Here is a 22,580-nt window from a genome sequence, read left to right on the forward strand (position 1 = left end):
AATTTCCGTCAGTTGCCAGCCGCCCCGGCCTCTGCTCTGCTGCGTCAGGGTTTGACGAGGGATAGCTGATGCGTCGTTGGCTGGTGGTTTTGGGCGTTCTCGTGGTCGTTGGCCTGAGTGCTGCGGTCTATTTCCTGAAACCTGTTACCGGCCCCGCCCGTGACCTGACCCTGGTCGGTGACGTCGAGCGCGGCAACTACCTGATCCGGCTGGGGGGGTGCGTGGCCTGTCACACCGACGCGAAAGCGGGGCGGGCATTCCTTTCGGGCGGCGCAGGGCTCGAGACGCCCTTCGGCACATTCGTTCCACCCAACATTACCTCCGACCCTCAAGCGGGCATCGGCGGGTGGACCATCGCGCAATTCTCGGACGCCATGAGCAATGGCATGGGGCCGCAGGGCCATCTCTACCCGGCCTTCCCCTATGAAAACTACACGCTGATGAGCGATCAGGAGATTGCCGATCTCTACGCGGCGCTGATGGCTACCGCGCCGGTCAGCGAGCCTGCGGCGGCCAGCCAGATCCCGTTCCCGTTCAATGTCCGGCTCGCCATGGCGGGCTGGAAGAACCTGTTCTTTGCTCCGGCGCGGTTCGTGCCCGAGGAGGGTAAGTCCGAGGCCTATAACCGGGGCAAGTATCTTGCCTATGGGCCGGCCCATTGCGTCGCCTGTCACACGCCGCGCAACGCGCTGGGAGCGCTGGAATGGGACAAGGCCTTTACCGGCTCACCCGGTGGCACCGGTGGCAAGGCGCCGCCTATCACCCGCGATGCGCTGATCGTAGATGGCTATGACCAGCCGACGCTGGCGCAGACGTTGCTGGACGGCTTCACCCCCGGGTTTGACGTGCTGGGCGGGCCGATGGGCGAGGTCATCGCCGATTCGACCTCGCAATGGACGGAGGCCGACCGCGCCGCGATTGCCGAGTTCCTCCTGGCGGAGTGATCAGGCCTGGGCGCGGATGGCGAGAGCCTCTTCCAGCGTCATGGTGGTGTGGTGCTCCCAGTTGGCATCGTCGGTCAGGGGATAGTCGGTGCGGAAATGCCCGCCGCGGCTCTCGGTGCGCTTGAGCGCCGCCGCGGCCACCAGCGTGGCCGATGTCGTCATGTTGAGATAGGCGCTGGTCACCTGCTCGGCATTGGCCTCGAGGCTCGCGATACCGCGCAGTGCCTGCCGCAGGCCTTCGGCATTGCGTTCGACGCCGACGAGGTCGGTCATTATGCGGCGCAGATCCTGCACCGCGACGGTGCCGCGCAGCACATCTTCGGCTTTCTCGCCTTCCGCCTCGTTCCACTCGATGCCCTTGAAAGGCGCCAGCTCGCGTGCCGGTTCGAGGCCGCCGATATCCTCGGCGATGCGTGCGCCATAGACGGTGGCTTCGAGCAGCGAGTTGGATGCCAGGCGATTGGCCCCGTGCAGGCCGGTGCAACTCGCCTCGCCACAGACCCAAAGGCCGGGCAGTGACGAGCGGCCGCGCTCGTCGACCTTGACCCCGCCCATATGGAAATGGGCAGCCGGCGTAACCGGAATGGGGTTTGTCACCGGATCGATGCCGGCATCGAGGCAGTATTTCGACACGGTCGGAAAACGGGTGAGGATGTCCTTGCCCAGTACCTGCCGCGTGTCGAGGAACACCTTCCGGCCGGCCTGGATCTGGCGGAAATTTGCGCGGGCCACCACATCGCGCGGCGCCAGTTCGGCGTCGGGGTGGATTGCCGGCATGAAGCGCTCACCCAGGTCATTGATGAGGATGGCGCCCTCGCCGCGCAGGGCCTCGGTGGCGAGGGGCGCCGGATCCGCGCCGGTGGCGATGGCGGTCGGGTGGAACTGCACGAATTCGGCGTCGGCGATCAAGGCGCCGGAGCGGGCCGCCATGCCCATGGCATGGCCGCGCACGCCAGGGGGATTGGTGGTGACCGCGTAGAGCCCTCCCAACCCGCCGGCAGCCAGTACGGTGGCGCGGGCACGGATAAAGACGGGTTCGGAATAGCGGTCACCCAGCCGACGGCAGAACACGCCGACGATGCGGCCATTGTCCCGAGCAAGGCTCAAGGCGGTGATGCCTTCGACCACGCGGATCGAGGGCGTGCGGCGCACTTCGGCGATGATCGCCTGCATGATGGCCCAGCCCGCACGGTCGCCTTCGACCTTGACGATGCGGTTGGCGGAGTGTGCGGCTTCCTTGCCCAGCTCGTAATTGCCGAAGTCGTCGCGGTCGAAGGGCGTGCCCCAGCGCGCCAGATCCTCGATGCGGGCGGCGGCCTCGGCCGTTACGCTTTCGGCGGTGCCGTGATCGACAATGCCGGCGCCGGCCATTTCGGTATCGACGGCATGGGCGTGGCTGCTGTCCCCCTGGCCCACTGCCGCCGCTACGCCGCCCTGGGCCCAGGCCGATGAGGCGCCAAAGCCGAGCGGCTTGGGGGAGAGGACGGTGACCGGACGGGGCGCCAGCTTGAGGGCGGTGAAGAGACCAGCCAGGCCAGCGCCGACGATCAGCGCGCCATCGGCATTGAGGCTATTCTCGAAGATGGTCATGGCTGGAGCGGCTCCGCTTGCAAGCTCTGTGGTTCTACGTAAGGTCTTTTCCCGAGGGAAGCGGGAGCAGACTGGTGGTCGGCAACGATAAGGAGGGGTTCGAGGAGGAGCGTCAGCGCGGCTTTGCCGCCGACGAGAGCCTCGACGCCTACACCAGTCTCTATCGGCTCGTGCTGACCAGCTACGGCTATCGTTGTGCGCTGACGGGCGCCCGTTTTGCGCCGGCGGTGGGAGCCCTCCATCCAGATCTCGAGGTGGTCGCGATCCAGCCGCGCGATGAAGGCGGACCGCTGGCGATCGGCAACTACCTGCCGATGCTCGCCTCGCTGCGGCGGGTCTTCCAGGATGGCCTCATCACCATCGAGGACGACTACCGCATCGTAGTGCCGCAGCCGCAAATGCTCGACCGGCTCATGCTGGAGGGCCTGCGCAGCAGTCTCGTCCTGCCCGAGGAGCCGTTCCGCCCCCGTCCGGCGGTGCTGGCGCATCATCGCCGCTACGCCCTGGGCCGCTAGTCGCCTTTCCGGCTCATCTCGATCATGCGCTCGACCGCCAAGCGCGCCGGGGGGATGATCTCGGCCGGCACGGTGACTTCCTCGGTCATGGTGTGGAGGCTCCACAGGACGTTCTCGAGGTTGATGCGCTTCATGTGCGGGCAGATGTTGCAGCCGCGCAGGAAGTCGACGCCGGTCGTCTCGCTGGCGACGTTGTCGGACATCGAGCACTCGGTGACCATCACGACCCGAGCCGGCTTGGTGGTCTTGACCCAGTCGATCATGGCCGCGGTCGAACCCGCGAAGTCCACCGCATCGATGACCTCGGGCGGGCATTCCGGATGGGCGATGATCTTGGCCGTCGGATAGGCGTGGCGCAGTTCCGAGATGTCCTCGGCGGTGAAGGTCTCGTGCACTTCGCAGGCGCCGGCCCAGGTGATGACCTTCTTCTGCGTCTTCTTGGCCGTGTTCTGCGCCAGGTACTGGTCGGGGATCATGATGACGCTGTCGCCCTCGACGCGATTGACGATGTCGAGCGCGTTGGACGAGGTGCAGCAGACGTCGGTCACGGCCTTCACCGCCGCCGAGGTGTTCACATAGGTGACGACCGGCACGCCCGGATATTTCGCCCTCATCATCAGCACATCTTCGGCGGTGATCGAGGAGGCGAGCGAGCAGCCGGCGCGGCTGTCGGGGATGAGCACCGTCTTTTCTGGGTTCAGCAGCTTGGACGTTTCGGCCATGAAATGCACGCCGCACTGCACGATCACCGACTGCTTGACCTTGGTGGCCTCGATGGCGAGCTGCAGGCTGTCCCCCACGATATCGGCAACGCCATGATATATCTGCGGCGTCTGGTAATTGTGGGCGAGAATGACCGCGTCCTTCTCCTTCTTGAGCCGGTTGATCTCGAAGATCAGCGGGGCATAGAAGGGCCATTCGATGGCGGGGATCTTGTCGCGGACGCGATCGAAGACCTTTTCAGTGGCGCGCTCGACGGCCTTGGAGAATTTGAGATCGAAATGCTGGCCCAGGATCGCCCGGGCCTCGTCGAGGGGCGTCACCGCGTTGATCGTCTGCACCATGGTGCGTCTCCTCCCGAAGTCGTGGCGGAACCTAAGGATTTTTTGCCGGCTTTTCAATGAACGGGGTTGCGGGAATTTCGCTGCGGTCCTAACCGTTCCCCAACACGCCAATGACGAGGTCGAACATGCCGCAAGACGCAGCCGCCATCCGCTCCATCCTGTCGCTGGCGCCGGTCGTACCGGTTATCATCCTTGACGACGTGAGCCAGGCGCGGCCGCTGGCCGAGGCGCTGGTCGCCGGCGGGCTGCCGATCCTGGAAGTCACGCTGCGCACGCCCAATGCGCTCAAGGTGATAGAAGAAATGGCCAAGGTCACTGGCGCCATTGTCGGCTCGGGCACCGTGCGCACGCCGCTGCATATGAAGCAGTCGGTCGATGCCGGCTGCCGCTTCATGGTCTCACCCGGCATTTCGCCGCGTATTCTCGACGCTGCCGACGACATCGGCATTCCGCTGCTGCCCGGCATTGCCACGCCCAGCGAGGCGATGACGGCGGCCGAGCGCGGCTACAGCTTCCTCAAATTCTTCCCAGCCGAGGCCAATGGCGGCGCGCCGGTGCTCAAGGCGTTTGCCTCGCCACTCCCCGACATCACCTTCTGCCCCACCGGCGGCATCGACCCTGCCAAGGCCAAGGTCTATCTCGGTCTTTCGAACGTGATCTGCGTCGGTGGCAGCTGGATCATGCCGGCAGATGCCCTGGCATCGGGCGACTGGGCCAGGATCGAGGCGCTGGCGCGCGAAGCGAGTGCGCTACGCGGCTGACCTGACGTGGCCGGCGTCCCCCCGGATGGCCTTACCCATCTCAGGATCACCCTGAGCGACACGGCTTATATCGGGCCGGGCCGCGCTGACCTACTGGAGCTGATCGACAAGACCGGCTCGATCTCGGCGGCCGGCAAGGCCATGGGCATGAGCTACAAGCGGGCCTGGGGTCTAGTGCAGGCGCTCAATGAAGGGTTCGGCACGGCGCTGGTGGAATCGAGCCGGGGCGGTGCCACGCAGGGCGGGGCGCAATTGAGCGCGGCGGGCCGCCTGGTGCTCGCGAGCTATCGCGCTATGCAGGACAAGACGAGATCGGCAATCGCTGACGAGGTCACGGCCTTGCGGCGTAAATTCGATATGTCCGGACGGAAATAACGCTTGCACCTGTCGCGTCGACGCGCCAGAACCGATATGGCCTTCAAACCATATCGGAGCATCCGATGACCCGTGCCTTCTTCGGCCTCCTGCTTGCCGGCCTGCTTTCTACCGCCGCCAATGCGGAGACGGTCAATGTCGCCGTCGCGGCCAACTTCACCAAGGTGGCCGAGGACCTCGCGCCGCTGTTCAAGGCCGCGACCGGCCATGACGTGGTCTATAGCTTCGGCGCGACGGGGCAGCTTTACACGCAGATCACACAGGCGGCGCCGTTCGAGGTGTTCCTGTCGGCCGACGACAAGCGCCCCGCGCAGGCTGTCGCGGAAGGTTTTGGCGTCGAGGGAAGTGTCTTTACCTATGCCATCGGCGCGCTGGCGCTCTACAGCACCGCCCTCGATTTGACCCACGGAGAGGCGTTGCTGGAAGCGGGGGACTTCGACAAGATCGCCATCGCCGACCCGGAGACCGCGCCCTATGGCTGTGCGGCGCAGGAAGTCATCGAAGCACTGGGACTGACCGATGCGATTGCGCCCAAGCTCGTGACTGGCGAAAACATCACCCAAGCCCTGCAGTTCACCCAAAGCGGCAATGCCGAGCTTGGCTTCGTCGCGGCCAGCCAGGTCGTCGGCAAGTCGAGCGTCTGGCTGGTTCCAGCCGATCTCTACCAGCCCATCCGGCAGGATGCGGTGCTGCTCAAGACTGGCGAAGCCAATCCGGCGGCGACGGCGTTCGTCGAATTCCTCAGAAGCGAGACCGCTGTGGCCGTGATTGAGGCCTCCGGCTACAGGGTCGAGTAAACGGATCGCGGATGAGTTTAGGCGATATCTGGACGCCGGTCAGCCTGACGCTAACCCTGGCAACGATCAACACACTGACCCTGCTTATCCTCGGCACGCCGATCGCCTGGTGGCTGGCGCGCAACCGCAGCGGCTACCGTGAGCTGGTCGGCGCGGTCGTTGCCATGCCGCTCGTCCTGCCACCGACGGTGCTTGGGTTTTACCTACTGATCGCACTCGGCCCCAATGGGCCGGGCGGCTGGATCGCCTCGATATGGGGCGGACGGACGCTGGCCTTTTCCTTTACCGGGCTGGTCATCGGCTCGTTCTTCTACTCGCTGCCCTTCATGGTGCAGCCGTTGCGCAATGGCTTTGCCGCAATTGGCGATGACCCGCTGGAGGTGGCGTCAAGCCTGGGCGCCAGCGATTGGCAGCGCTTCTGGCGCGTCGCCCTGCCGCTGGCGCGGCCGGGCTATATCACCGGCGCGGTGATGACCTTTGCCCATACGGTGGGTGAATTCGGCGTGGTGCTGATGATCGGCGGCAATATTCCGGGCCAGACCAAGGTCATCGCCATAGCGCTCTACGATCACGTCGAGCGGCTGCAATGGGGCGAGGCGCATGCCATCGCGCTGGGCATGGTGGCCTTCGCTTTTGTAGTGATCGCCGTGACCCTGACGGTGGACCGTCGCGTCAACGTGCCGATGCCCTAGTCGTCGACTGCAGCCTGCATCGTCTTGGTGATGGACTGTTTAGTGTCGAAATAACCCTTCCAGGGATCGGGCTGCTGGGCGCGTTGCGCAGCGTCGGCCAGGGTGAACTGGTTGGCGGCCTGGATGGACTGCAATTCCTCCCAGGTGACAGGCACGGCGGCGGGTGCGCCCTGCCGTGAACGACTTGACCAAGGTGCAATGGCGGTGGAGCCGCGCTCGTTGCGCAGGTAATCGACGAAAAGCTTGCCCTTGCGGTTGACCTTGCGGATGTTTGCGGTGAATCGATCCGGGTATTTTTCGGCCAGCCTCTGGGCAAAGCCGCGACAGAATTGCTTGGTTTCGGGCCATTCGATTTTGGGCCGCAGCGGGGCGATGACGTGGACGCCCTTGCCGCCGCTAACCAGCGGATAGGTCTCAAGGCCGAGTGCCTCAAGGTCGCCGCGGATGATGTTGGCCGCCTCACGCACGTGCTCGAAGCCCAGCCCCTCGTCTGGGTCGATGTCAAAAATGATGCGTTCGGGCTTATCAACCGCGTCGATGCGCGAACCCCACAGGTGCCATTCGAGCACGTTCATCTGGGTGCCACCGATCAGGCCTGCGAGGTCTTCAATGTAGAAGTAGCTTTCCTTGTCGCCGTCATTCTCCTCGATCAGCATGGATTTCATCGCGTCCGGGAAGGCGCCGGTGTCATGCTTCTGGAAAAAGCAGTACTTGGCGCGGCCCTGCGGACACCGGAGCAGGCTCAGCGGACGCTTGGCGATATAGGGCAGCATGCGTTCGGCAACGGCAGCGTAGTAGGCGACGAGGTCGGCCTTGGTCACGCCCTGGCCGGGATAGACGACACGGTCGGGGCTGGTGAGCTTGATGCCTGCTGCCTCCGCAGCAGCAATCCCGACCTTGCCATCCAGCGCGGCAGCAGCAACTTTCGGAGTGGCTTCCGGCGTGTCCAAGCGCACATCTCCCGCCGGCTTGTCCTCCCGCAAGGCGAGGAAGGAAGGATGCCGCAGTATGCCATCGGGGGTGAACTCGGTGTAGCCGATTTCAGCGACCAGTTCAGGCGTCACCCAGCGGGCATTTCGCGCGATGGGTCGGGGAACATTGGCGAAAGGATTGGTCTTTCGCGCTCGGCTATCGAGCTGCTGCTGTAGCTGGTGGGCGCTTTCCATGGTGAAGCCCGTGCCGACCCGGCCGCGATAGACAAGCTTGCCATCTTCCCAGGTGCCCAGCAGCAGCGAAGCAAAGGTCTTTTTCTTGGACGAAGGCGACCAGCCGGCGATGACGAATTCCTGCCGCTTGCCGCATTTGATCTTCAGCCAGGAGCGGGTGCGCTCGCCGCGATAGGGTGCGTTGGCCTCTTTGGCGATGATTCCTTCGTGGCCTTCGCGACAGACGGTGTCGAACACCTTCTGCCCATTGCCGGTCACATGGGCGGAAAACTGCACCAACGAGGAGGACTCGACCTTGCCGAGCAGTGTCTCAAGGCGACCCTTGCGTTCCACCAAGGGAAGCTTCGCGAGGTTTTCGCCGTCCTGCTCGAGTAGGTCGAAGGCGAAGAATGTCAGCGGGCCGCCATTGGACAGATGGTCCTTGAGGGTGGAGAAGTCGGTGCGGCCGCTATCGTTGAAGGCGCAGAGTTCGCCGTCAATCAGCGCCGTGCCCTTGGTGATGCGGGTGAGCGGCGGCACGATGGCCTGAAACTGCGTGGTCCAGTCCTTGCCGGTGCGGGTGAAGAGTTGCACCTGTTCCCCCGATATGGCGGCCAGGCACCGGTAGCCGTCATACTTCATTTCGAAGACCCAGTCCGACCCCTCCGGAACCGATGTCACCAGTGTCGCCAACTGCGGCTCGCGGAATGCAGGCAGGTCAGCAACCTTGCCCTTGCGCTTGGCCGGCACGGGGTTGTCGACGGCCTTTTGCTTGTCGGAATGCCAGACCGCGTCGTGCGGTGTTTCGGTCTTCTTCTTCGACTTCAGCCCTTTGGCGATGCCGTCAAGATCGCGACCGGAGGAGACCGACTTGGTGAAGCGCTCGGTCAGCGTCTCGTGGTCCCTCGCATAGTCGTCGCGGTGCTTGATCAACAGCCAGTTTTCCCGTGGCGGCCCGGATTTGCGCTTGCTGTCGCGGCCCTTCATGTGAACCAGCACCCACTCGCCCTTCATGCGGTGTCCGTGGATGCGCATCTTGAGGTCACCCGCTTCGAGCGATGCGTGGGGATCGCCCAGCGGTTCCCAGGTGCCCTCGTCCCAGAGCATCACCGTGCCGCCGCCGTATTCGCCTTCCGGGATGGTGCCCTCGAAGCTGCCATAGTCGAGCGGATGGTCCTCGACGCGAACCGCCAGGCGCTTGTCTTCCGGGTTGTCGGACGGGCCCTTGGTCACCGCCCAGCTCTTGAGCACGCCGTCCAGTTCGATGCGGAAGTCGTAATGCAGACGCGTTGCGTCGTGCTTCTGCACCACGAAGCGATACCCCTTGCCGCTCGACTTTCCGCCGGACGGCTCCTGCGTCTTGGTGAAGTCGCGCTTGGCCTTGTACTCACGGAGCAGGGTATCGGCTTTGCTGGCCATGGTTCAGCTCGCCTTCTTGCGCGGCGCGGCCTTGGCCTTGGTCTTGGGGGCAGGCTTCTTGGCAGTCGCCTTGCCCCCCTCGAGACTCGATTTGAGCGCCGCCATCAGGTCCACCACGTTGGACTTGGTGGGCTTGCTCTCGGGAGGCTCGTCCTCGGCAGTGATCTTGCGCCCCTTGTTCTTGAGCTTGCGGGCAATCAATTCGCGCAGTGCGGCTTGGTAGTGATCCTTGAACACCCCGGCATCGAACTTGTCGGTCTTCTTGTCGATCAGCGCGGTGGCAACCTCGAGCAGCTCGGGATCGGCCTTTTTGGCGGGGATGTCGGAGAAAAATGGATCGGCCTTGCGTAGTTCGGCCTCGTAATGGAGCGTCTCGAGCAGCATGCCCTTGCCGGCCGGTTTAATGGCGACCAGATACTCCTTGCCGCGCAGGGCAAGTTGGCCCAGGCCTACCTTGTCGGCCTTACGCAACGCGTCGCGGATGACAATGAAAGCGTCCTCGGCCAGATCGTCCGAAGGGACGAGATAGTAGGGCTTGTCAAAGTAGAGCGGGTCGATCTCGTTGCTGCAGACGAACTGGGTGAGATCGAGTGTTTTGCGCGTTTCGAGCTTGACGGCGTCGATCTCGTCGTCGGTCAGCAGGACATAGTCGTCCTTCTCATATTCGAAGCCCTTCATGATCTCGTCCTTGTCGACGGGACCGATGCCGTCCACCACCTTCTCGTAGTGCACGGGCTTGCCCGAGGGTTCGTGGATCTGCCGGAAGCTGGGCTTGGCGTTGGATTTGGTGGCCGTATAGAGTTCGACAGCGATCGACACGAGCGAGAGGCGCAACTGGCCTTTCCATATGGGGCGTGACGCGGGCATGGCGCGGGCTCCTGGCGGTAGTGAAGCTGCCATTGCAACGGTCGCGCCGGGGCTTTGTTCCGCCGCCTCCGTTGCGCGCGGGGGCCGCTGCCAATAAGGTCGCGCCCATGAAGAACAAGGGAGAATCGGCGATGGAAGTCATTGATGGCCTGCCGCTGGACGGCCTCAGCATCACGCTGATCGGCCTGGGTATCCTGGCCCTGCTGGTGCTGTTCGCGGGCGCCAAGACCGTGCCACAGGGCTACAATTACACCGTCGAGCGGTTCGGCAAATATACCCGTACCCTCAAGCCGGGTCTCAATCTGATCGTGCCGTTCATCGACAGCATCGGCAAGAAGATCAATGTCATGGAGCAGGTGCTCGACGTGCCCCACCAGGAGGTGATCACGCGCGACAACGCATCGATCACGGCCAATGGCGTGACCTTCTACCAGATCCTCGACGCCGCGGCGGCCGCCTATGAGGTGTCCAACCTCGAAAACGCCATTCTCAACCTCACCATGACCAACATCCGCACGGTGATGGGCTCGATGGACCTCGATGAGCTCCTCAGCCACCGTGACGAGATCAACGAGCGGCTGCTGCGCGTCGTCGACACGGCGGTGTCCCCCTGGGGCGTCAAGATCACCCGTATCGAGATCAAGGATATCGATCCGCCCAAGGACCTGGTGGATTCGATGGGCAGGCAGATGAAGGCGGAGCGCGAAAAGCGTGCCACCATCCTCGAGGCCGAGGGACGGCGGCAGTCGGCGATCCTGCAGGCCGAGGGCGCCAAGCAGGCGCAGGTGCTCGAGGCGGAAGGCCGTCGCGAAGCGGCGTTCCGCGATGCCGAAGCGCGCGAGCGTTCGGCGGAGGCCGAAGCCAAGGCGACGCAGATGGTGAGCGAGGCCATTGCCGCCGGCAACGTGCAGGCCATCAACTACTTCGTCGCCAACAACTATATCGAAGCGCTGGGCAAGATCGCCACGTCGCCCAACCAGAAGGTGCTGATGCTGCCGGTCGAAGCCGCAAGCGTTATCGGATCCATCGGGGGCATTGCCGAAATTGCGCGCGAGACTTTTGGCGGCTCGACGCCCTCGACACCGGTCCGGCCGAGCCGGCCACCTTCGGCAGGACAGCCCTAACCGGAGCGCGCCATGCAGATGATCGACTTCATTGCGGGCAACGGGCCGTGGGCCTGGATCGTGGCGGGGCTGGTATTGCTGGCGCTCGAACTGGTTGTTCCGGGCGGGTTCCTGTTATGGATGGGCATTTCAGGGATCATCACCGGTATTGTCGTGCTGGTCTGGGCTATCGGCTGGCCATTGCAGTGGTTGATTTTCGGCGTGCTGTCGCTGGTCAGCATTGCCCTCTGGGTGCGCTGGACACGCAGCCGGCCGACGGCCACGGATCGCCCCCATCTCAACCGGCGGGCCGAGCAGTTCATTGGTCAGGAAGTCGTGCTGGAGCACGCGATCGAGCAGGGTTTCGGCCGCGTGGCGCTGGGCGACACGGTGTGGCGGGTTTCAGGAGCGGATTTGCCGGTGGGGCATCGCGTGCGCATCGTCGGCTATGATGGCGCAGTGCTCAAGGTCGAGGCGGTCTGAAAGCCCGACTTGGCAAGGTTTCGTTAACCATAAGGTGGAAGGATCGCCGCGAGCCGGTGGCGCCATGCCGCGGGCCGATTTCGGTTGGCGGAGAGCATCTTGCCCTGGTGGTGGCGGCAGACGGCGCGATATGCGGGGGCTACGGCGCTTTGCGCTCTCTGCCTTGCCGTGCCGGCCCTGGCGGCATCGGACCACTCGCTGGGCGATGGTTCGGATGCCGACAATGAGCGGCTGATGCCCGGCGTCTATCCGAGCGAACCGGTGCTCGACAGCGGCGAATGGCTGCGCGAGCCTTATGACCCATTCTTCGATGTCGACTGGTCGGTGGCGCTACGCGGCAGCTATACCAAGGCCACGTCGGGCGAGCGTTTCGATATCCGCCTCGTACCCACGATCGGCCTGGAACATATCGGCACCCGCTCGGCGATCAGCCTGGACGGCAGCGCCGAAATCGTGCGTCCGAGCGATGGCGGCAACATCAACGTCACGGGTCTGCAGCTGGGTCTGAAAACCGGCTACGATCTCGACAGCGTCACTCGCCTCAGCGGCAATGCAAACCTGTCCTTGACGCAGGCCATAGCGGGTTCGCCGGGACTGGCCACCAATATTGCCATTGCACCGCAGACCATCACGGGCGGAGCCGATGTCGGGGTAACCCGGCAGTTCGGCCGGTTCAATGTCGGGGTAACCGGCGCACTGCAGCGCAACGTCTATGGTCCAACCACGCTGGTTGGTGGCGTCGTGACCGATAATTCGGAACAGAACTACTGGGCGCTGGACAGCGGGTTGCGCGTCGGGTTCGAAGCAACGCCGATATTTGAAGTGTTCGGGCAGGCCGGGCTTGGCCGGGACATCTTCGACCGGCCGTCAACCGCGCTGGCAGCCTACCCAAATGCAACCGACGCAACACTCAAGGCCGGCGTGACGGGGCGGTGGAGTTCGATCCTCGAAGCAACGGCCTCAGCCGGTGTCGGACTGCGGCGCTTCGATGCTGCTAGCCTGGGCGAGGTGGTGACCCAACTCTACGACGCCAACGTTACCTTTACGCCCGATCCGACCTGGCGGATGACGGCAGGTTTCTCGACCACGGTGTCACCGCCCGGCCCCAATGGCGGCGGTACGACGCGAGTGGAGTATGCCGCCAAGGCCGAGGTCGCTTATACGGTCAATTCGTGGCTGGCGCTGCGGGCCTTGGCGGACTGGAACAGCGCGCGCTTTGTGGGCAGTGCCAATACCGAGACTGGCTATGGGCTGGGCGTGGGCGCCGACTACAAGGTCAACGCCCACACGGCCGTAACGGCCGACTACAACTTCGACCATTCCAACAGCACCAGCAACGGCGTGCAGGACGCCCATCGGGTCACCGTGGGGATAACGCTGAGCCGATAAGGGCTAGAGCCGATCGCTGAGATCGAGCTTGCGCAATTCCTTGAGGAAGCCCGGGCGGATATCGTCGCGATCCAGCGCGTAAACGACGTTGGCGCTGAGGAAGCCGATCTTGGAGCCGCAATCGAAGCTCTGGCCCTGGTACTTGACGCCGGTAAAGCCCTGGCTGCGCATCAGCGTCTGCATGCCATCGGTGAGCTGGATTTCGCCGCCGGCGCCGCGCGGCTGGTCAGCTAGCAGGTTGAAAATCTCGGGCTGCAAAATGTATCGACCCGAAATGATGAGGTTGGACGGCGCCTCTTCCTGCTTGGGCTTTTCAACCATGGCCGTGACCTTGAAGCCGTTGTCGGGGCCGGGGCCGCGCGCGATGACGCCATAGGAGGAGACTTCGCTCTCGGGCACTTCCTCGACGGCAATGACATTGCCGCCGGTTTCCTCGTAAGCGTCCATCATCTGCTTGAGCACGCCGGGCACGCCGCGAAACAGCATGTCGGGCAGCAGTAGGGCGAAGGGATTGTCGCCAACGATGTCGCGGGCGCACCAGACGGCGTGGCCAAGGCCCAGGGGCTCCTGCTGGCGGGTGAAGCTGGTGCGGCCTGCGGAGGGCAGGTCCTTGCGCAGTTCGTCGAGCGCCGCACTTTTGCCGCGAGTCTCGAGCGTTGTTTCCAGCTCGAACTGACGGTCGAAGTGATCCTCGATGACGCCCTTGTTGCGGCCGGTCACGAAAACGAAATGCTCGATGCCGGCTTCGCGCGCCTCGTCAACCGCATATTGGATCAGCGGCCGGTCGACCACGGTCAGCATTTCCTTGGGGAGGGCCTTGGTGGCAGGCAGGAATCGGGTTCCAAGGCCGGCAACAGGAAAGACGGCCGTTCTGACGCGCTTAGGCAAATCGTTCACTCCATGCTGGGATCGACGTAAAGCTATCTCAACGTCTGTGCAATATCACCAAGGCAATCAAGCAATTGGAACACGGGGTTAATTCATGGCGGTTCTGGTAACGGGCGGTGCTGGCTATATCGGCAGCCATATGGTGCTGAACCTGGCTGACGCCGGCGAGAATGTCGTCGTGCTGGACAACCTGGTTACCGGTTTCGACTGGGCGATCGATGGTCGGGCCATCTACGAGCCCGGCAATGCAGCGGACATGGAACTGGTCGGGCGTCTGATCGAAAAGCACGGCATCACCGAGATCGTGCACTTCGCCGGCTCCATCGTCGTGCCGGAATCGGTCGCCGATCCGCTGAAATATTACGGCAACAATACCGCGACGTCGCGCAATCTCATCGAGGCTGCCGTCAAGGGCGGCGTGAAGCACTTCATCTTTTCCTCCACCGCCGCCGTCTATGGAATGACGGGCCTGGCGCCCGTGGTGGAGACCACGCCGCTCAACCCGATGTCGCCCTATGGACGGTCCAAGCTCATGACCGAGTGGATGCTGGCCGATGTGGCAGGCGCCCATCCGATGACCTACGGCGTTCTGCGCTACTTCAACGTGGCGGGCGCCGATCCGGCCAAGCGCAGCGGTCAATCGACGCCGCTCGCCACCCACCTGATCAAGGTGGCCTGCCAGACGGCGCTCGGACAACGCGCCAAGATGGACATTTTCGGCACCGATTACGAAACGCCCGACGGCACCTGCGTGCGCGACTATATCCATGTCACGGACCTGATCGCTGCCCATGCCTTGCTGCTCAAGCATCTGCGCGGGGGCGGGGAGAGCACCACGCTCAACTGCGCCTATGGCCAGGGCTATTCGGTACGCCAGGTGGTCGAGACGGTGCGCGAAGTGTCTGGGGTCGACTTCCGCGCCGAGGAAGGCCCGCGGCGTCCCGGCGATCCTGCCTCGATCACCGCGACCGGCGAAAAGGTGCGGAGCCTCCTGGGCTGGGTGCCGCAGCATGACGACCTGCGCGAAATCGTCGAATCCGCCTATTGGTGGGAGCGACACCTGATGACGCGGAACCGGTAGGCGACAAGCCGGGGTCTCGCAGTGTTCGGAGGAAGCATGCGGTTCATCGCCCTGGTCCTGTCACTCGTGCTTCTTTCGGCGCCTGCGCTGGCGCAACCTGTCGAAAGCTTCGACGCGTTCATCGCCAATTTCCGGGCGAAGGCCCTGGCCGCAGGGGTAAGTGCGGCAACCTATGACGCGGCCATGGGCGGGATGACGCCCGATCCGCGGGTGCCGGACCTGGTGACGGCGCAGCCCGAATTCACCACGCCCATGTGGGACTATATCGAGGGCCGCGTCACATCGGGGCGGATCGAACGGGGCAAGGCGGCGATTGCGCGCAATCAGGCGCTGTTTACCTCGGTCGGCCAGGCTTATGGGGTCGACCCCTTCGTGCTCGGCGCCATCTGGGGCATGGAAACCGACTATGGCGCGGTGCTCGGCAATGCGCAGTTGATCCGTCCCATCGTGCGGTCGCTGGCCACGCTGGTGCACCAACGGCGCACCCGGCTGGTGGAGGATGAGGCGGACCTGATCGCGGCGCTGCTCCTCGTGCAGCGGGGGCCGCTCGACGCCCAGTCACTGGTCGGCTCTTGGGCTGGGGCCATCGGCCATCTGCAGGTCAACCCGTCCAACGTGGTTGCGCATGGCACCGATGGCGACGGCGATGGCCGCGTGGACCTGCACAATTCACTGGCCGATGCGCTGGCGACCAGTGCCCGTTTCCTCCTAGCGCTCGGCTACCAGCCAGGTCTCGACTGGGGCATGGAAGTGGTGGTGCCGGAGGGCTTCGACTATCTGCTCGCAACTCGCACCCAGATGCGCCCGGTGTCGTTCTTCGCGGAGCGCGGCGTGACGCGGGTGGCAGGGCGGCAATTCGCCGATCGCAACGTGCCGGTCTTCCTCTATGTCCCCGCAGGCAAAGATGGGCCGAAATTCCTGATGACGCAGAATTACCTGGTGCTCAAGGGCTACAATTTCTCGGACAGCTACGCCATGAGCGTCGCTCACATGACGGACCGGCTCAAGGGCGGTGGCGGCTTTGTCGATGACTGGCCGCGCAATACGGTGTTTCCCAACCTCGCGGAGCGCAAGGCAATCCAGCAGGCCCTGACGCAGTTGGGTCTTTACTCTGGTGCCGTCGACGGGCGATTGGGTCCGATCAGCCAGGAGGCCTATGCGCGCTTCCAGGCCGCGCAGGGGCAGGTTGCGGATGGCTTCATCACCCGGAGCGCCTATGAGGCGCTGGCGGCGGCGACCCGGTAACATGATGGGGACGCCGGTGGCGCCGTCTCGCCGGTTTTGCTAGAGGATCTAGGTCTGTTGCGCAGGAAAGCCATGCTCCGCCGGGTTGTCGCATTGCTGGTCGGCCTGCTCGTCTTCATCGACGTGGCGCCTGCCTATGCGCAAAACCACGACACCATCGTCGTGGCGCAGGAAGGCAAACGGCGGACCCTGTTCGACCTGTTGTTCGGGGACGAACCGGAGCCGGCCCCGGTGCAGCAGGAGCAGGCGCCACGGCGCACCCAGCAGCAGCAACAGGCGGCCCCTGCGGCCTTGCCCCCACCCAAGCCGCAGGTCGAAAAGGCGCCCAATGCCACGCGGCTGGCCGTATTTGGCGATTCTCTGGCCATCGATCTGAGCAAGGCGCTGGAGCGCTTCTATGCCGAGGATCCCAACCTGGTGATCATCAACCAGGGTGTGAGCAATTCCGGCTTCGTACGGGCGGACTATTTCGACTGGAATGCGGCAATAGAAGAGCAGATTGCGGCAGACAGCTTTGACCTGGCCATCGTCATGATCGGCATCAACGATCGCCAGCAGATCGAGGTCAACGGGCAAAGCTATAATTCGCTGACCCCGCAATGGACGACGACCTACCAGGCCCGCCTCACCGATTTCCTGGGCAAGTTGCGCGCCGCCCGCAAGCCGGTCATCTGGGTCGGCTTGCCGCCCATGTCCAAGTCCGAGTACTCGGCGGCCATCAGCCAGATCAGCAATATCCAACGCCTGGCCAGCTTTTCGGGTGGGGCCGAATTCCTCGATATCTACGAGCGCTTTCTGGGCGAGGACGGCAAGTATTCGAGCCATGGCCCCGATGTTAACGGGCAAAATGCGCGCATGCGCAAGGATGACGGCATCCACTTTTCGAGCGCCGGGGCGGACAAGCTGGCCTTCTACCTCAGCCAGACGATCCAGACCTTCTATCGCGGGGGTGGTGTGACCATGGCGGTCGCCGATCCCCTGCTGGGCACCGAGGCGGCGGCCATGTTGCGGCCACCCTATCAGGGGCTGGGACAAATCCGGCTGCTGGAAGTAGCCGGAGCCGTCATTCCCATCAGCCGCGTGCCCCAGCGGGCCAGTGACCTGGTGACGGCGGCCAGCATGCCTGCCGCCGCGACCCCGCCCTTCACGCTAGAGCAACTGATGTCGGCGCCCATCGGGCGGGTGGATGCCTTCGGGGTCGGTTTTGATCCGGAGGCGGAGCCAGTGGAGAATGAAGGCGGTCGCTAACCGCGCGCGTCGAGCCCCGCCAGGAAGTTGCCGACCGCAATCCTGACCTGGTCGAGGTGACTGAACAGCGCCATATGGCCCCCACCCCTCAGGATCAGTGCCGTCGCCCGCGGAGCTGCGAGGGCCCGTTGGCCATGGCCTAGCGGCACGACGGGATCGGCATCGCCATGCATGACCAAGACGGGCACCGTGAGTTGCGCGAAGGCCAATTCGGGCATGGCGCGGTAGTGCCGTGTATCGGTGATCGTGCCGGGCAGGCGCCGTGCGGTCTGGTGCAAGGTACTGGCCAGGACAGCACGAAGGAGCGGACCAGCGAGGGGATGGGCAAGTGTCCGCCCTGCGAGGGCTCGGTCGGGTATGTTGCGCCGCGCATTGACCAGCGGATCGCGCAGGGCGCGCCGGCGCAGCAGCGGGAGCACGCCGGGAATGCGGCTGATCCAGCGCAACATCCGCAGCCGGGCTAGAAACTCGGCCGCGGTTTCGAGCGAGCCGGTGGCGGCCGAGACAAGGATCAGGCCAACACAGCGATCAGGATGGCGCAGGGCAAAATGGATGGCCGAGGGGCCGCCGGCCGAGACGGCGGCAACCAGGCTTCGCTCGATGCCGAGCGTGTCGAGCAGGCCGGCATAGAGATCTGCCTGGGCTTGCGGGGTGCGGCCGAGCGATTGCGCAGTGCCGAGATAGCCGGGCCTCGAGAGACCAAGTGTCCGAAAGTCGGGCCTGTCGCCGAGGAGGGCACGGGCCAATAGCCAGGATTGGTCATAGCCGCCCATGCCGCCATGCAGCGCCAGCAGGGCGCGGCCGGTTCCGCTATCGGTGTGTTCGATCGGGCCAAGGGCGGTGTGCGTGGTGACGGGGCGGGCGTGACGGCATAGCCGCCTGCGCCGGTAGCATCGGAAATCGACATGGCGAGGCCCCTAAGCCGAAACGCGCTGGGCGATGCTGGCGAGCAGGGCCAGGGCGTCGGGATCGGGTTTTTTCTCGATGCGGCGATAGAGCCGGCCGTCGGGGGTGCGGGTCAGCATGTGGGCGTCGATCATCGAGCGGCGCAGCAGGGCGTGGTCGCCGAAGCTATGGCTCTCGTTGATGAATTGGTTCATCTCGCGCTCGCTGAAGCGCTGGTCGGCGGGAATGCGGGACCAGATGACCCAAAGGCAGAGTGTCTGGTGATTGGTCTTGCTGGGCCAGCGGATCATGGTGCCCGCTTCGTCGAAGTGGCGCAGCACTTTCTCGACGCGGGCATGGTCGACCCGCTCTTCAGGCGGCGTAGTGCTCAGCCGCGATTGCGCCTGCGCGTCGGCCCGCAAATGCTGGAAATTGGCGTGACCGTTGGCCCGGGCCAGCATGTTGAGCATCTCGACATGACTGGGGGAATGGTCGAGCTTGCCGAGCTGCTCGCGCAGGGAGCGGGCGAGCGTGGTGATATCGGCTACGGCGAAGGGGACGTGAAGTTTCGACATGACAATCCTCATCGGGTGCCAATGCGCAAATTACGCTCGTCGGTCGCCGGCTTACGAAAAGGCACCCATGGGAATGGGGTCTATGTCGTCGAAGTCAAAGCAGGTTTAGCTTCCCTTGCGGGACGGCAACGCCTCGGTGAACTGCAGACCGTGGCGTGGTTGATAGCAAAGCGAGGCTATTGGGTAAAGCGGACGGCGCCGATATGGGGCAGGTTGCGGTTGCGCTGGGCGTAGTCGATGCCGTAGCCGACGACGAATTTGTCAGGAATATCAAAGCCGATCCACTTGGCCGCGACATCGGTCTCGCGGCGGCTGGGCTTGTTGAGCAGCGCGCAGACTTCCATGCGGCGTGGATGGCGGGTGCCCAGGATTTCGAGCACGTGCTTGAGGGTATAGCCGGTGTCGACGATATCCTCGACGACGAGCACGTCGCGGCCGGCAATCTCACCGCGCAAGTCCTTGAGGATCCTTACTTCCCGGCTGGATTCGGTGGAATTGCCGTAGGACGAAGCCTCCATGAAATCGACTTCGACCGGCAGGTCGAGTTCGCGCACCAGATCGGCGATGAAGATGAAGGAGCCGCGCAGGAGGCCCACGACGACGAGCTTGTCGGTGTCGGCGAAATGGGCAGAAATGTCCTTGGCCAGGGCTTCCACGCGGGCTGCGATAGACTTGGCTGAGATCAGTTCTTCGACGACATGGGGCTTGGTAGTCATGCGCGATTCCAGTCACATCACCTGCGATCAGGTGTAGCAGATCGGCAGAATGCGTCAGCAGATTGTTGTCAAACTTCGGCCCTTGACCACGGAACTGCGCAGGGCCCTGGCCGTTGGGGACGTCCAATCTAGGGACATCTGCATGCTCGACACGATCCACGCCTGGGACCGCCCCATCACCATCAAGCTCAACGGCAATGCCACGGTCATCGGCACGCCCGCACAGGCGCGCAATGTGCTGCTGATGGATTGGCCGGCCGAGCGTGGCGACAAGCACAAGATCGCCAGCGACATCTGCCTGGCGGCCATGGAAGGCGCTGCTCCCGAACCCGCCTGGCTCGCCTTCATGGAAGCGGCGATCGAGGCTGGAATATTCGTGGAGTGACCTGCCTGCCATTCGGGCATAGCCCTCATGGCCTGCTCAGCGAAAATCGCGCCACTGGCGCGATTTTGCCTTAGGCACGCTTCTCAGCGCGGCAGGTTGGTCTTGCCCATCAGGTCGAAGTCGATCGAGCGGGCGGCCTGGCGGCCTTCGCGGATCGCCCAGACGACCAGGGACTGGCCGCGGCGCATGTCGCCAGCGGCGTAGACCTTGGGGACTGACGTCTTGTAGCTCAACGTATCGGCAAACAGGTTGCCGCGCTTGTCGAGCTGGGCGCCCAGTTCGGTCAGCATGCCTTCGTGGATGGGGTGGGCAAAGCCGATGGCCAGCAGCACCAGGTCGGCCTTGATGATGAATTCGGTGCCGGGAATGGGCTGGCGCTTGCGATCGACGCGGGCGCATTCGACGCCGGTGACCTGGCCCTTGGCATTGCCGATGATCTTCATGGTGCCGGCAGCGAATTCGCGGATGGCGCCTTCCGCCTGGCTGGACGACGTGCGCATCTTGACCGCCCAGTTGGGCCAGTTGGTCAGCTTGTTTTCCATCTCGGGCGGCATGGGGCGCACGTCGAGCTGGGTGACGGCGATGGCGCCCTGGCGGAAGCTGGTGCCGACGCAGTCCGAAGCGGTATCGCCACCGCCCACCACCACGACATGCTTGCCGGCGGCCGTCAGCTGCAGTTCGCCCGACACGTCCTCGCCGCCGAGGCGGCGGTTCTGCTGCACGAGGAACGGCATGGCGAAATGGACGCCGTTGAGGTCGGTGCCTTCGCTGTCGACATCGCGCGGCTTTTCCGAACCACCGGCCAGCAGCACGGCGTCGTGGCGGGCCTGGAGGTCCGACAGCGGCGTGTTGACGCCGACATTGACGCCATAGTGGAAGGTGACACCCTCGGCCTGCATCTGCTCGACGCGGAAGTCGATGTGGTCCTTCTCCATCTTGAAATCGGGGATGCCATAGCGCATCAGGCCGCCGGCCTTGGGCTCGCGCTCATAGACATGCACATCATGGCCGGCGCGGGCGAGCTGCTGTGCGGCAGCCATGCCAGCAGGGCCTGAGCCGACGATAGCGACCGACTTGCCCGTCTTTTCGCCGTTGATCTGCGGCTTGATCCAGCCGCTCCTGATGGCGCGGTCGGCAATAGCCTGTTCCACCGTCTTGATGGCGACGGGGGTATCTTCCAGGTTCAGCGTGCAGGCTTCCTCGCACGGGGCGGGACAGATGCGGCCGGTGAATTCGGGGAAGTTGTTGGTCGAATGGAGGTTGCGCGCAGCCTCTTCCCAATCGCCGTTGTAAACCAGGTCGTTCCAGTCCGGAATCTGGTTGTTGACCGGGCAGCCGGTATCGCCGTGGCAAAAGGGCACGCCGCAATCCATGCAGCGCGCTGCCTGGTCGACGATGCGGCCTTCACTCATCGGGATGGTGAATTCGCCAAAATGGCGGATGCGATCGGAGGCCGGTTCGTACCGGGGCTCTTCGCGCTCGATCTCGAGAAAGCCTGTTACCTTGCCCATTATCTTCTCGCCTTGCGCTTGCATTCAACTGAAATAACCGTCCAGGCATGCGAGCCGCCTCCCGGACTCATCAGCACGCCTTCGGGGACCGGTCTGGGAACGAGCTGTTTTTCCTTTTCCGCAAGGCAGCCGAAATAGCTGCTATCGAGAAGAAACCCCGGGAGCTCTGCCTGATTGCCGTTCTCCGAGACGATCGTGAGTACTAGGTCGTACTGATCTTCCTGAGCAGCGGCAGGCCCGGTCGCGAGGCAGGCGAGAAGCGCTGTCTGAAGCAAGAGAAGCTTCGTGTTCATGCCAATCATCCTTCCGCAACCTGCAGCGATGGCAAACCAAGTTCATGTTCACAGGCGGCGATCCAGGCGCGGAGCGCCGGTCGGGCCGTGAGGTCGAAGCCGGCATCGCCGGCTTGGCGCGTATAGGCGACCAGCGCGATGTCGGCGATGGTCATGCTGTCGCCCACCAGGAAGGCCTGGTTGGTCAGCGCCTGTTCGAGCCGGTCGAGCGCCTTGTTGGCACGGGCCACCAGGGCCGGATCGAGATCGGCAATGGCCTGGCCATCGTAAACCACGCGGGCGCGGGCCACGGCAACCGTAGGCTCATGGCTGTACTGTTCCCAGAACAGCCATTCATCCACTTTGGCCGCTGCGTAGCGATCGGCCGGGATGAAGCGCGAGCCATGCGCCAGGTAGCGCAGGATGGCGTTGGACTGGGCCAATGGACGGCCGTCATCAAGCACCACCACGGGCATCTGTCCGGCGGGATTGAGCGCCAGAAACTCGGGCGTGCTGGTACCGCCCGAACGCGCGAGCACTTCGCGCCAGACATAGGGCGTGCCGGTGGCGTCGGCGATATACTTGACCTTGAGGCAGTTGCCCGACCCAAGGTCGCCGTAAACCTGCAGC

At 64.1% G+C, this 22,580-nt stretch carries 24 protein-coding genes; 13 read left to right on the top strand and 11 right to left on the bottom strand.

Features of this window, described 5'->3' with window-relative positions; genetic code table 11:
- Window positions 1-68 precede the first annotated feature (68 nt).
- The gene (locus tag JI749_RS05085; RefSeq protein WP_201660139.1) at window positions 69-944 is read left to right on the top strand and encodes a c-type cytochrome; all 876 of its coding nucleotides are present in this window, start codon (window positions 69-71) and stop codon (window positions 942-944) included.
- On the opposite strand, the gene JI749_RS05090 is transcribed toward JI749_RS05085, so the two are convergent.
- A complete protein-coding gene (locus tag JI749_RS05090) occupies window positions 945-2,534 on the bottom strand; it encodes an L-aspartate oxidase (protein WP_201660142.1) in 1,590 nt (529 codons plus the stop codon).
- Between the two features lie 74 nt (window positions 2,535-2,608).
- On the opposite strand from JI749_RS05090, the gene JI749_RS05095 reads away from it, so the two are divergent.
- On the top strand, window positions 2,609-3,049 hold the full coding sequence (locus JI749_RS05095; protein WP_201660145.1) for a hypothetical protein: 441 nt from the start codon (window positions 2,609-2,611) through the stop codon (window positions 3,047-3,049).
- Here the strand turns inward: JI749_RS05095 and nadA are convergent.
- Complete coding sequence (gene nadA, locus JI749_RS05100) at window positions 3,046-4,113, bottom strand: quinolinate synthase NadA (protein ID WP_201660148.1); 1,068 nt, start codon at window positions 4,111-4,113, stop codon at window positions 3,046-3,048. The genes JI749_RS05095 and nadA overlap by 4 nt on opposite strands.
- Window positions 4,114-4,238: 125 nt before the next feature.
- On the opposite strand from nadA, the gene eda reads away from it, so the two are divergent.
- The 4 genes from eda to modB all read left to right on the top strand — a co-directional run bounded on the left by eda (window position 4,239) and on the right by modB (window position 6,738).
- Entirely contained in the window at window positions 4,239-4,874 is a 636-nt protein-coding gene (gene eda / locus JI749_RS05105; RefSeq protein WP_201660151.1) for a bifunctional 4-hydroxy-2-oxoglutarate aldolase/2-dehydro-3-deoxy-phosphogluconate aldolase, read from the top strand.
- A gap of 6 nt (window positions 4,875-4,880) precedes the next feature.
- Complete coding sequence (locus JI749_RS05110) at window positions 4,881-5,249, top strand: winged helix-turn-helix domain-containing protein (RefSeq protein WP_201660154.1); 369 nt, start codon at window positions 4,881-4,883, stop codon at window positions 5,247-5,249.
- 65 nt (window positions 5,250-5,314) lie between these two features.
- Window positions 5,315-6,046: a molybdate ABC transporter substrate-binding protein gene (gene modA, locus JI749_RS05115; RefSeq protein ID WP_201660158.1), complete on the top strand. Its 732-nt coding sequence runs from the start codon at window positions 5,315-5,317 to the stop codon at window positions 6,044-6,046.
- An 11-nt stretch (window positions 6,047-6,057) separates the two neighbouring features.
- Complete coding sequence (modB, locus tag JI749_RS05120; protein WP_201660177.1) at window positions 6,058-6,738, top strand: molybdate ABC transporter permease subunit; 681 nt, start codon at window positions 6,058-6,060, stop codon at window positions 6,736-6,738.
- On the opposite strand, the gene ligD is transcribed toward modB, so the two are convergent.
- Together ligD and ku are read right to left on the bottom strand one after the other, a co-directional pair.
- Complete coding sequence (gene ligD, locus JI749_RS05125; RefSeq protein ID WP_201660182.1) at window positions 6,735-9,302, bottom strand: DNA ligase D; 2,568 nt, start codon at window positions 9,300-9,302, stop codon at window positions 6,735-6,737. The two genes, modB and ligD, sit on opposite strands and share 4 nt — an antisense overlap.
- Before the next feature lie 3 nt (window positions 9,303-9,305).
- Window positions 9,306-10,169 carry a non-homologous end joining protein Ku gene (gene ku, locus JI749_RS05130; protein ID WP_201660186.1) on the bottom strand — a complete coding sequence of 288 codons (864 nt, stop codon included), beginning with the start codon at window positions 10,167-10,169 and terminating at the stop codon, window positions 9,306-9,308.
- A 149-nt stretch (window positions 10,170-10,318) separates the two neighbouring features.
- On the opposite strand from ku, the gene JI749_RS05135 reads away from it, so the two are divergent.
- From JI749_RS05135 to JI749_RS05145, 3 genes are all read left to right on the top strand, one after another.
- On the top strand, window positions 10,319-11,293 hold the full coding sequence (locus tag JI749_RS05135; RefSeq protein ID WP_407644904.1) for an SPFH domain-containing protein: 975 nt from the start codon (window positions 10,319-10,321) through the stop codon (window positions 11,291-11,293).
- Window positions 11,294-11,305: 12 nt separating this feature from the next.
- Complete coding sequence (locus JI749_RS05140; RefSeq protein ID WP_233280875.1) at window positions 11,306-11,755, top strand: NfeD family protein; 450 nt, start codon at window positions 11,306-11,308, stop codon at window positions 11,753-11,755.
- 99 nt (window positions 11,756-11,854) lie between these two features.
- Entirely contained in the window at window positions 11,855-13,144 is a 1,290-nt protein-coding gene (locus JI749_RS05145) for an outer membrane beta-barrel protein (RefSeq protein WP_201660193.1), read from the top strand.
- Window positions 13,145-13,147: 3 nt separating this feature from the next.
- On the opposite strand, the gene galU is transcribed toward JI749_RS05145, so the two are convergent.
- Window positions 13,148-14,032 (bottom strand): UTP--glucose-1-phosphate uridylyltransferase GalU, encoded by an 885-nt coding sequence (gene galU, locus JI749_RS05150; protein ID WP_201660196.1) that lies wholly within the window; start codon window positions 14,030-14,032, stop codon window positions 13,148-13,150.
- Between the two features lie 94 nt (window positions 14,033-14,126).
- On the opposite strand from galU, the gene galE reads away from it, so the two are divergent.
- The 3 genes from galE (at window position 14,127) to JI749_RS05165 (ending at window position 17,606) form a co-directional block, all read left to right on the top strand.
- Window positions 14,127-15,113 carry a UDP-glucose 4-epimerase GalE gene (gene galE / locus JI749_RS05155; RefSeq protein ID WP_201660199.1) on the top strand — a complete coding sequence of 329 codons (987 nt, stop codon included), beginning with the start codon at window positions 14,127-14,129 and terminating at the stop codon, window positions 15,111-15,113.
- A gap of 36 nt (window positions 15,114-15,149) precedes the next feature.
- Window positions 15,150-16,358, top strand: coding sequence for a lytic murein transglycosylase (locus tag JI749_RS05160; RefSeq protein WP_201660203.1), 1,209 nt, complete (start codon window positions 15,150-15,152; stop codon window positions 16,356-16,358).
- A gap of 72 nt (window positions 16,359-16,430) precedes the next feature.
- Window positions 16,431-17,606, top strand: a complete 1,176-nt coding sequence (locus JI749_RS05165; RefSeq protein WP_201660206.1) for an SGNH/GDSL hydrolase family protein — start codon at window positions 16,431-16,433, stop codon at window positions 17,604-17,606.
- On the opposite strand, the gene JI749_RS05170 is transcribed toward JI749_RS05165, so the two are convergent.
- From JI749_RS05170 to hpt, 3 genes are all read right to left on the bottom strand, one after another.
- Complete coding sequence (locus tag JI749_RS05170) at window positions 17,603-18,433, bottom strand: alpha/beta fold hydrolase (protein ID WP_325166771.1); 831 nt, start codon at window positions 18,431-18,433, stop codon at window positions 17,603-17,605. The genes JI749_RS05165 and JI749_RS05170 overlap by 4 nt on opposite strands.
- 90 nt (window positions 18,434-18,523) lie before the next feature.
- Window positions 18,524-19,066, bottom strand: a complete 543-nt coding sequence (locus JI749_RS05175; protein ID WP_201660213.1) for a DUF2087 domain-containing protein — start codon at window positions 19,064-19,066, stop codon at window positions 18,524-18,526.
- A 176-nt stretch (window positions 19,067-19,242) separates the two neighbouring features.
- Window positions 19,243-19,782 (bottom strand): hypoxanthine phosphoribosyltransferase, encoded by a 540-nt coding sequence (gene hpt / locus JI749_RS05180; protein ID WP_201660218.1) that lies wholly within the window; start codon window positions 19,780-19,782, stop codon window positions 19,243-19,245.
- Window positions 19,783-19,924: 142 nt separating this feature from the next.
- Here hpt and JI749_RS05185 point away from each other — a divergent pair, with 142 nt between their 5' ends.
- A complete protein-coding gene (locus JI749_RS05185) occupies window positions 19,925-20,167 on the top strand; it encodes a DUF982 domain-containing protein (protein ID WP_201660221.1) in 243 nt (80 codons plus the stop codon).
- A gap of 83 nt (window positions 20,168-20,250) precedes the next feature.
- Here the strand turns inward: JI749_RS05185 and JI749_RS05190 are convergent, their stop codons facing one another.
- Genes JI749_RS05190 through JI749_RS05200 form a run of 3 tightly spaced genes read right to left on the bottom strand, consistent with a single transcriptional unit; the run spans window position 20,251 to window position 22,579 of the window.
- A complete protein-coding gene (locus JI749_RS05190) occupies window positions 20,251-21,678 on the bottom strand; it encodes a glutamate synthase subunit beta (protein ID WP_201660226.1) in 1,428 nt (475 codons plus the stop codon).
- Entirely contained in the window at window positions 21,678-21,971 is a 294-nt protein-coding gene (locus JI749_RS05195; RefSeq protein ID WP_201660229.1) for a hypothetical protein, read from the bottom strand. The genes JI749_RS05190 and JI749_RS05195 overlap by 1 nt, the downstream gene beginning before the upstream one ends.
- Window positions 21,972-21,976: 5 nt before the next feature.
- The gene (locus JI749_RS05200; protein ID WP_201662574.1) at window positions 21,977-22,579 is read right to left on the bottom strand and encodes a glutathione S-transferase family protein; all 603 of its coding nucleotides are present in this window, start codon (window positions 22,577-22,579) and stop codon (window positions 21,977-21,979) included.
- Window position 22,580: the final 1 nt, after the last annotated feature.

The organism is Devosia oryziradicis (assembly GCF_016698645.1).
Lineage (GTDB): Bacteria > Pseudomonadota > Alphaproteobacteria > Rhizobiales > Devosiaceae > Devosia > Devosia oryziradicis.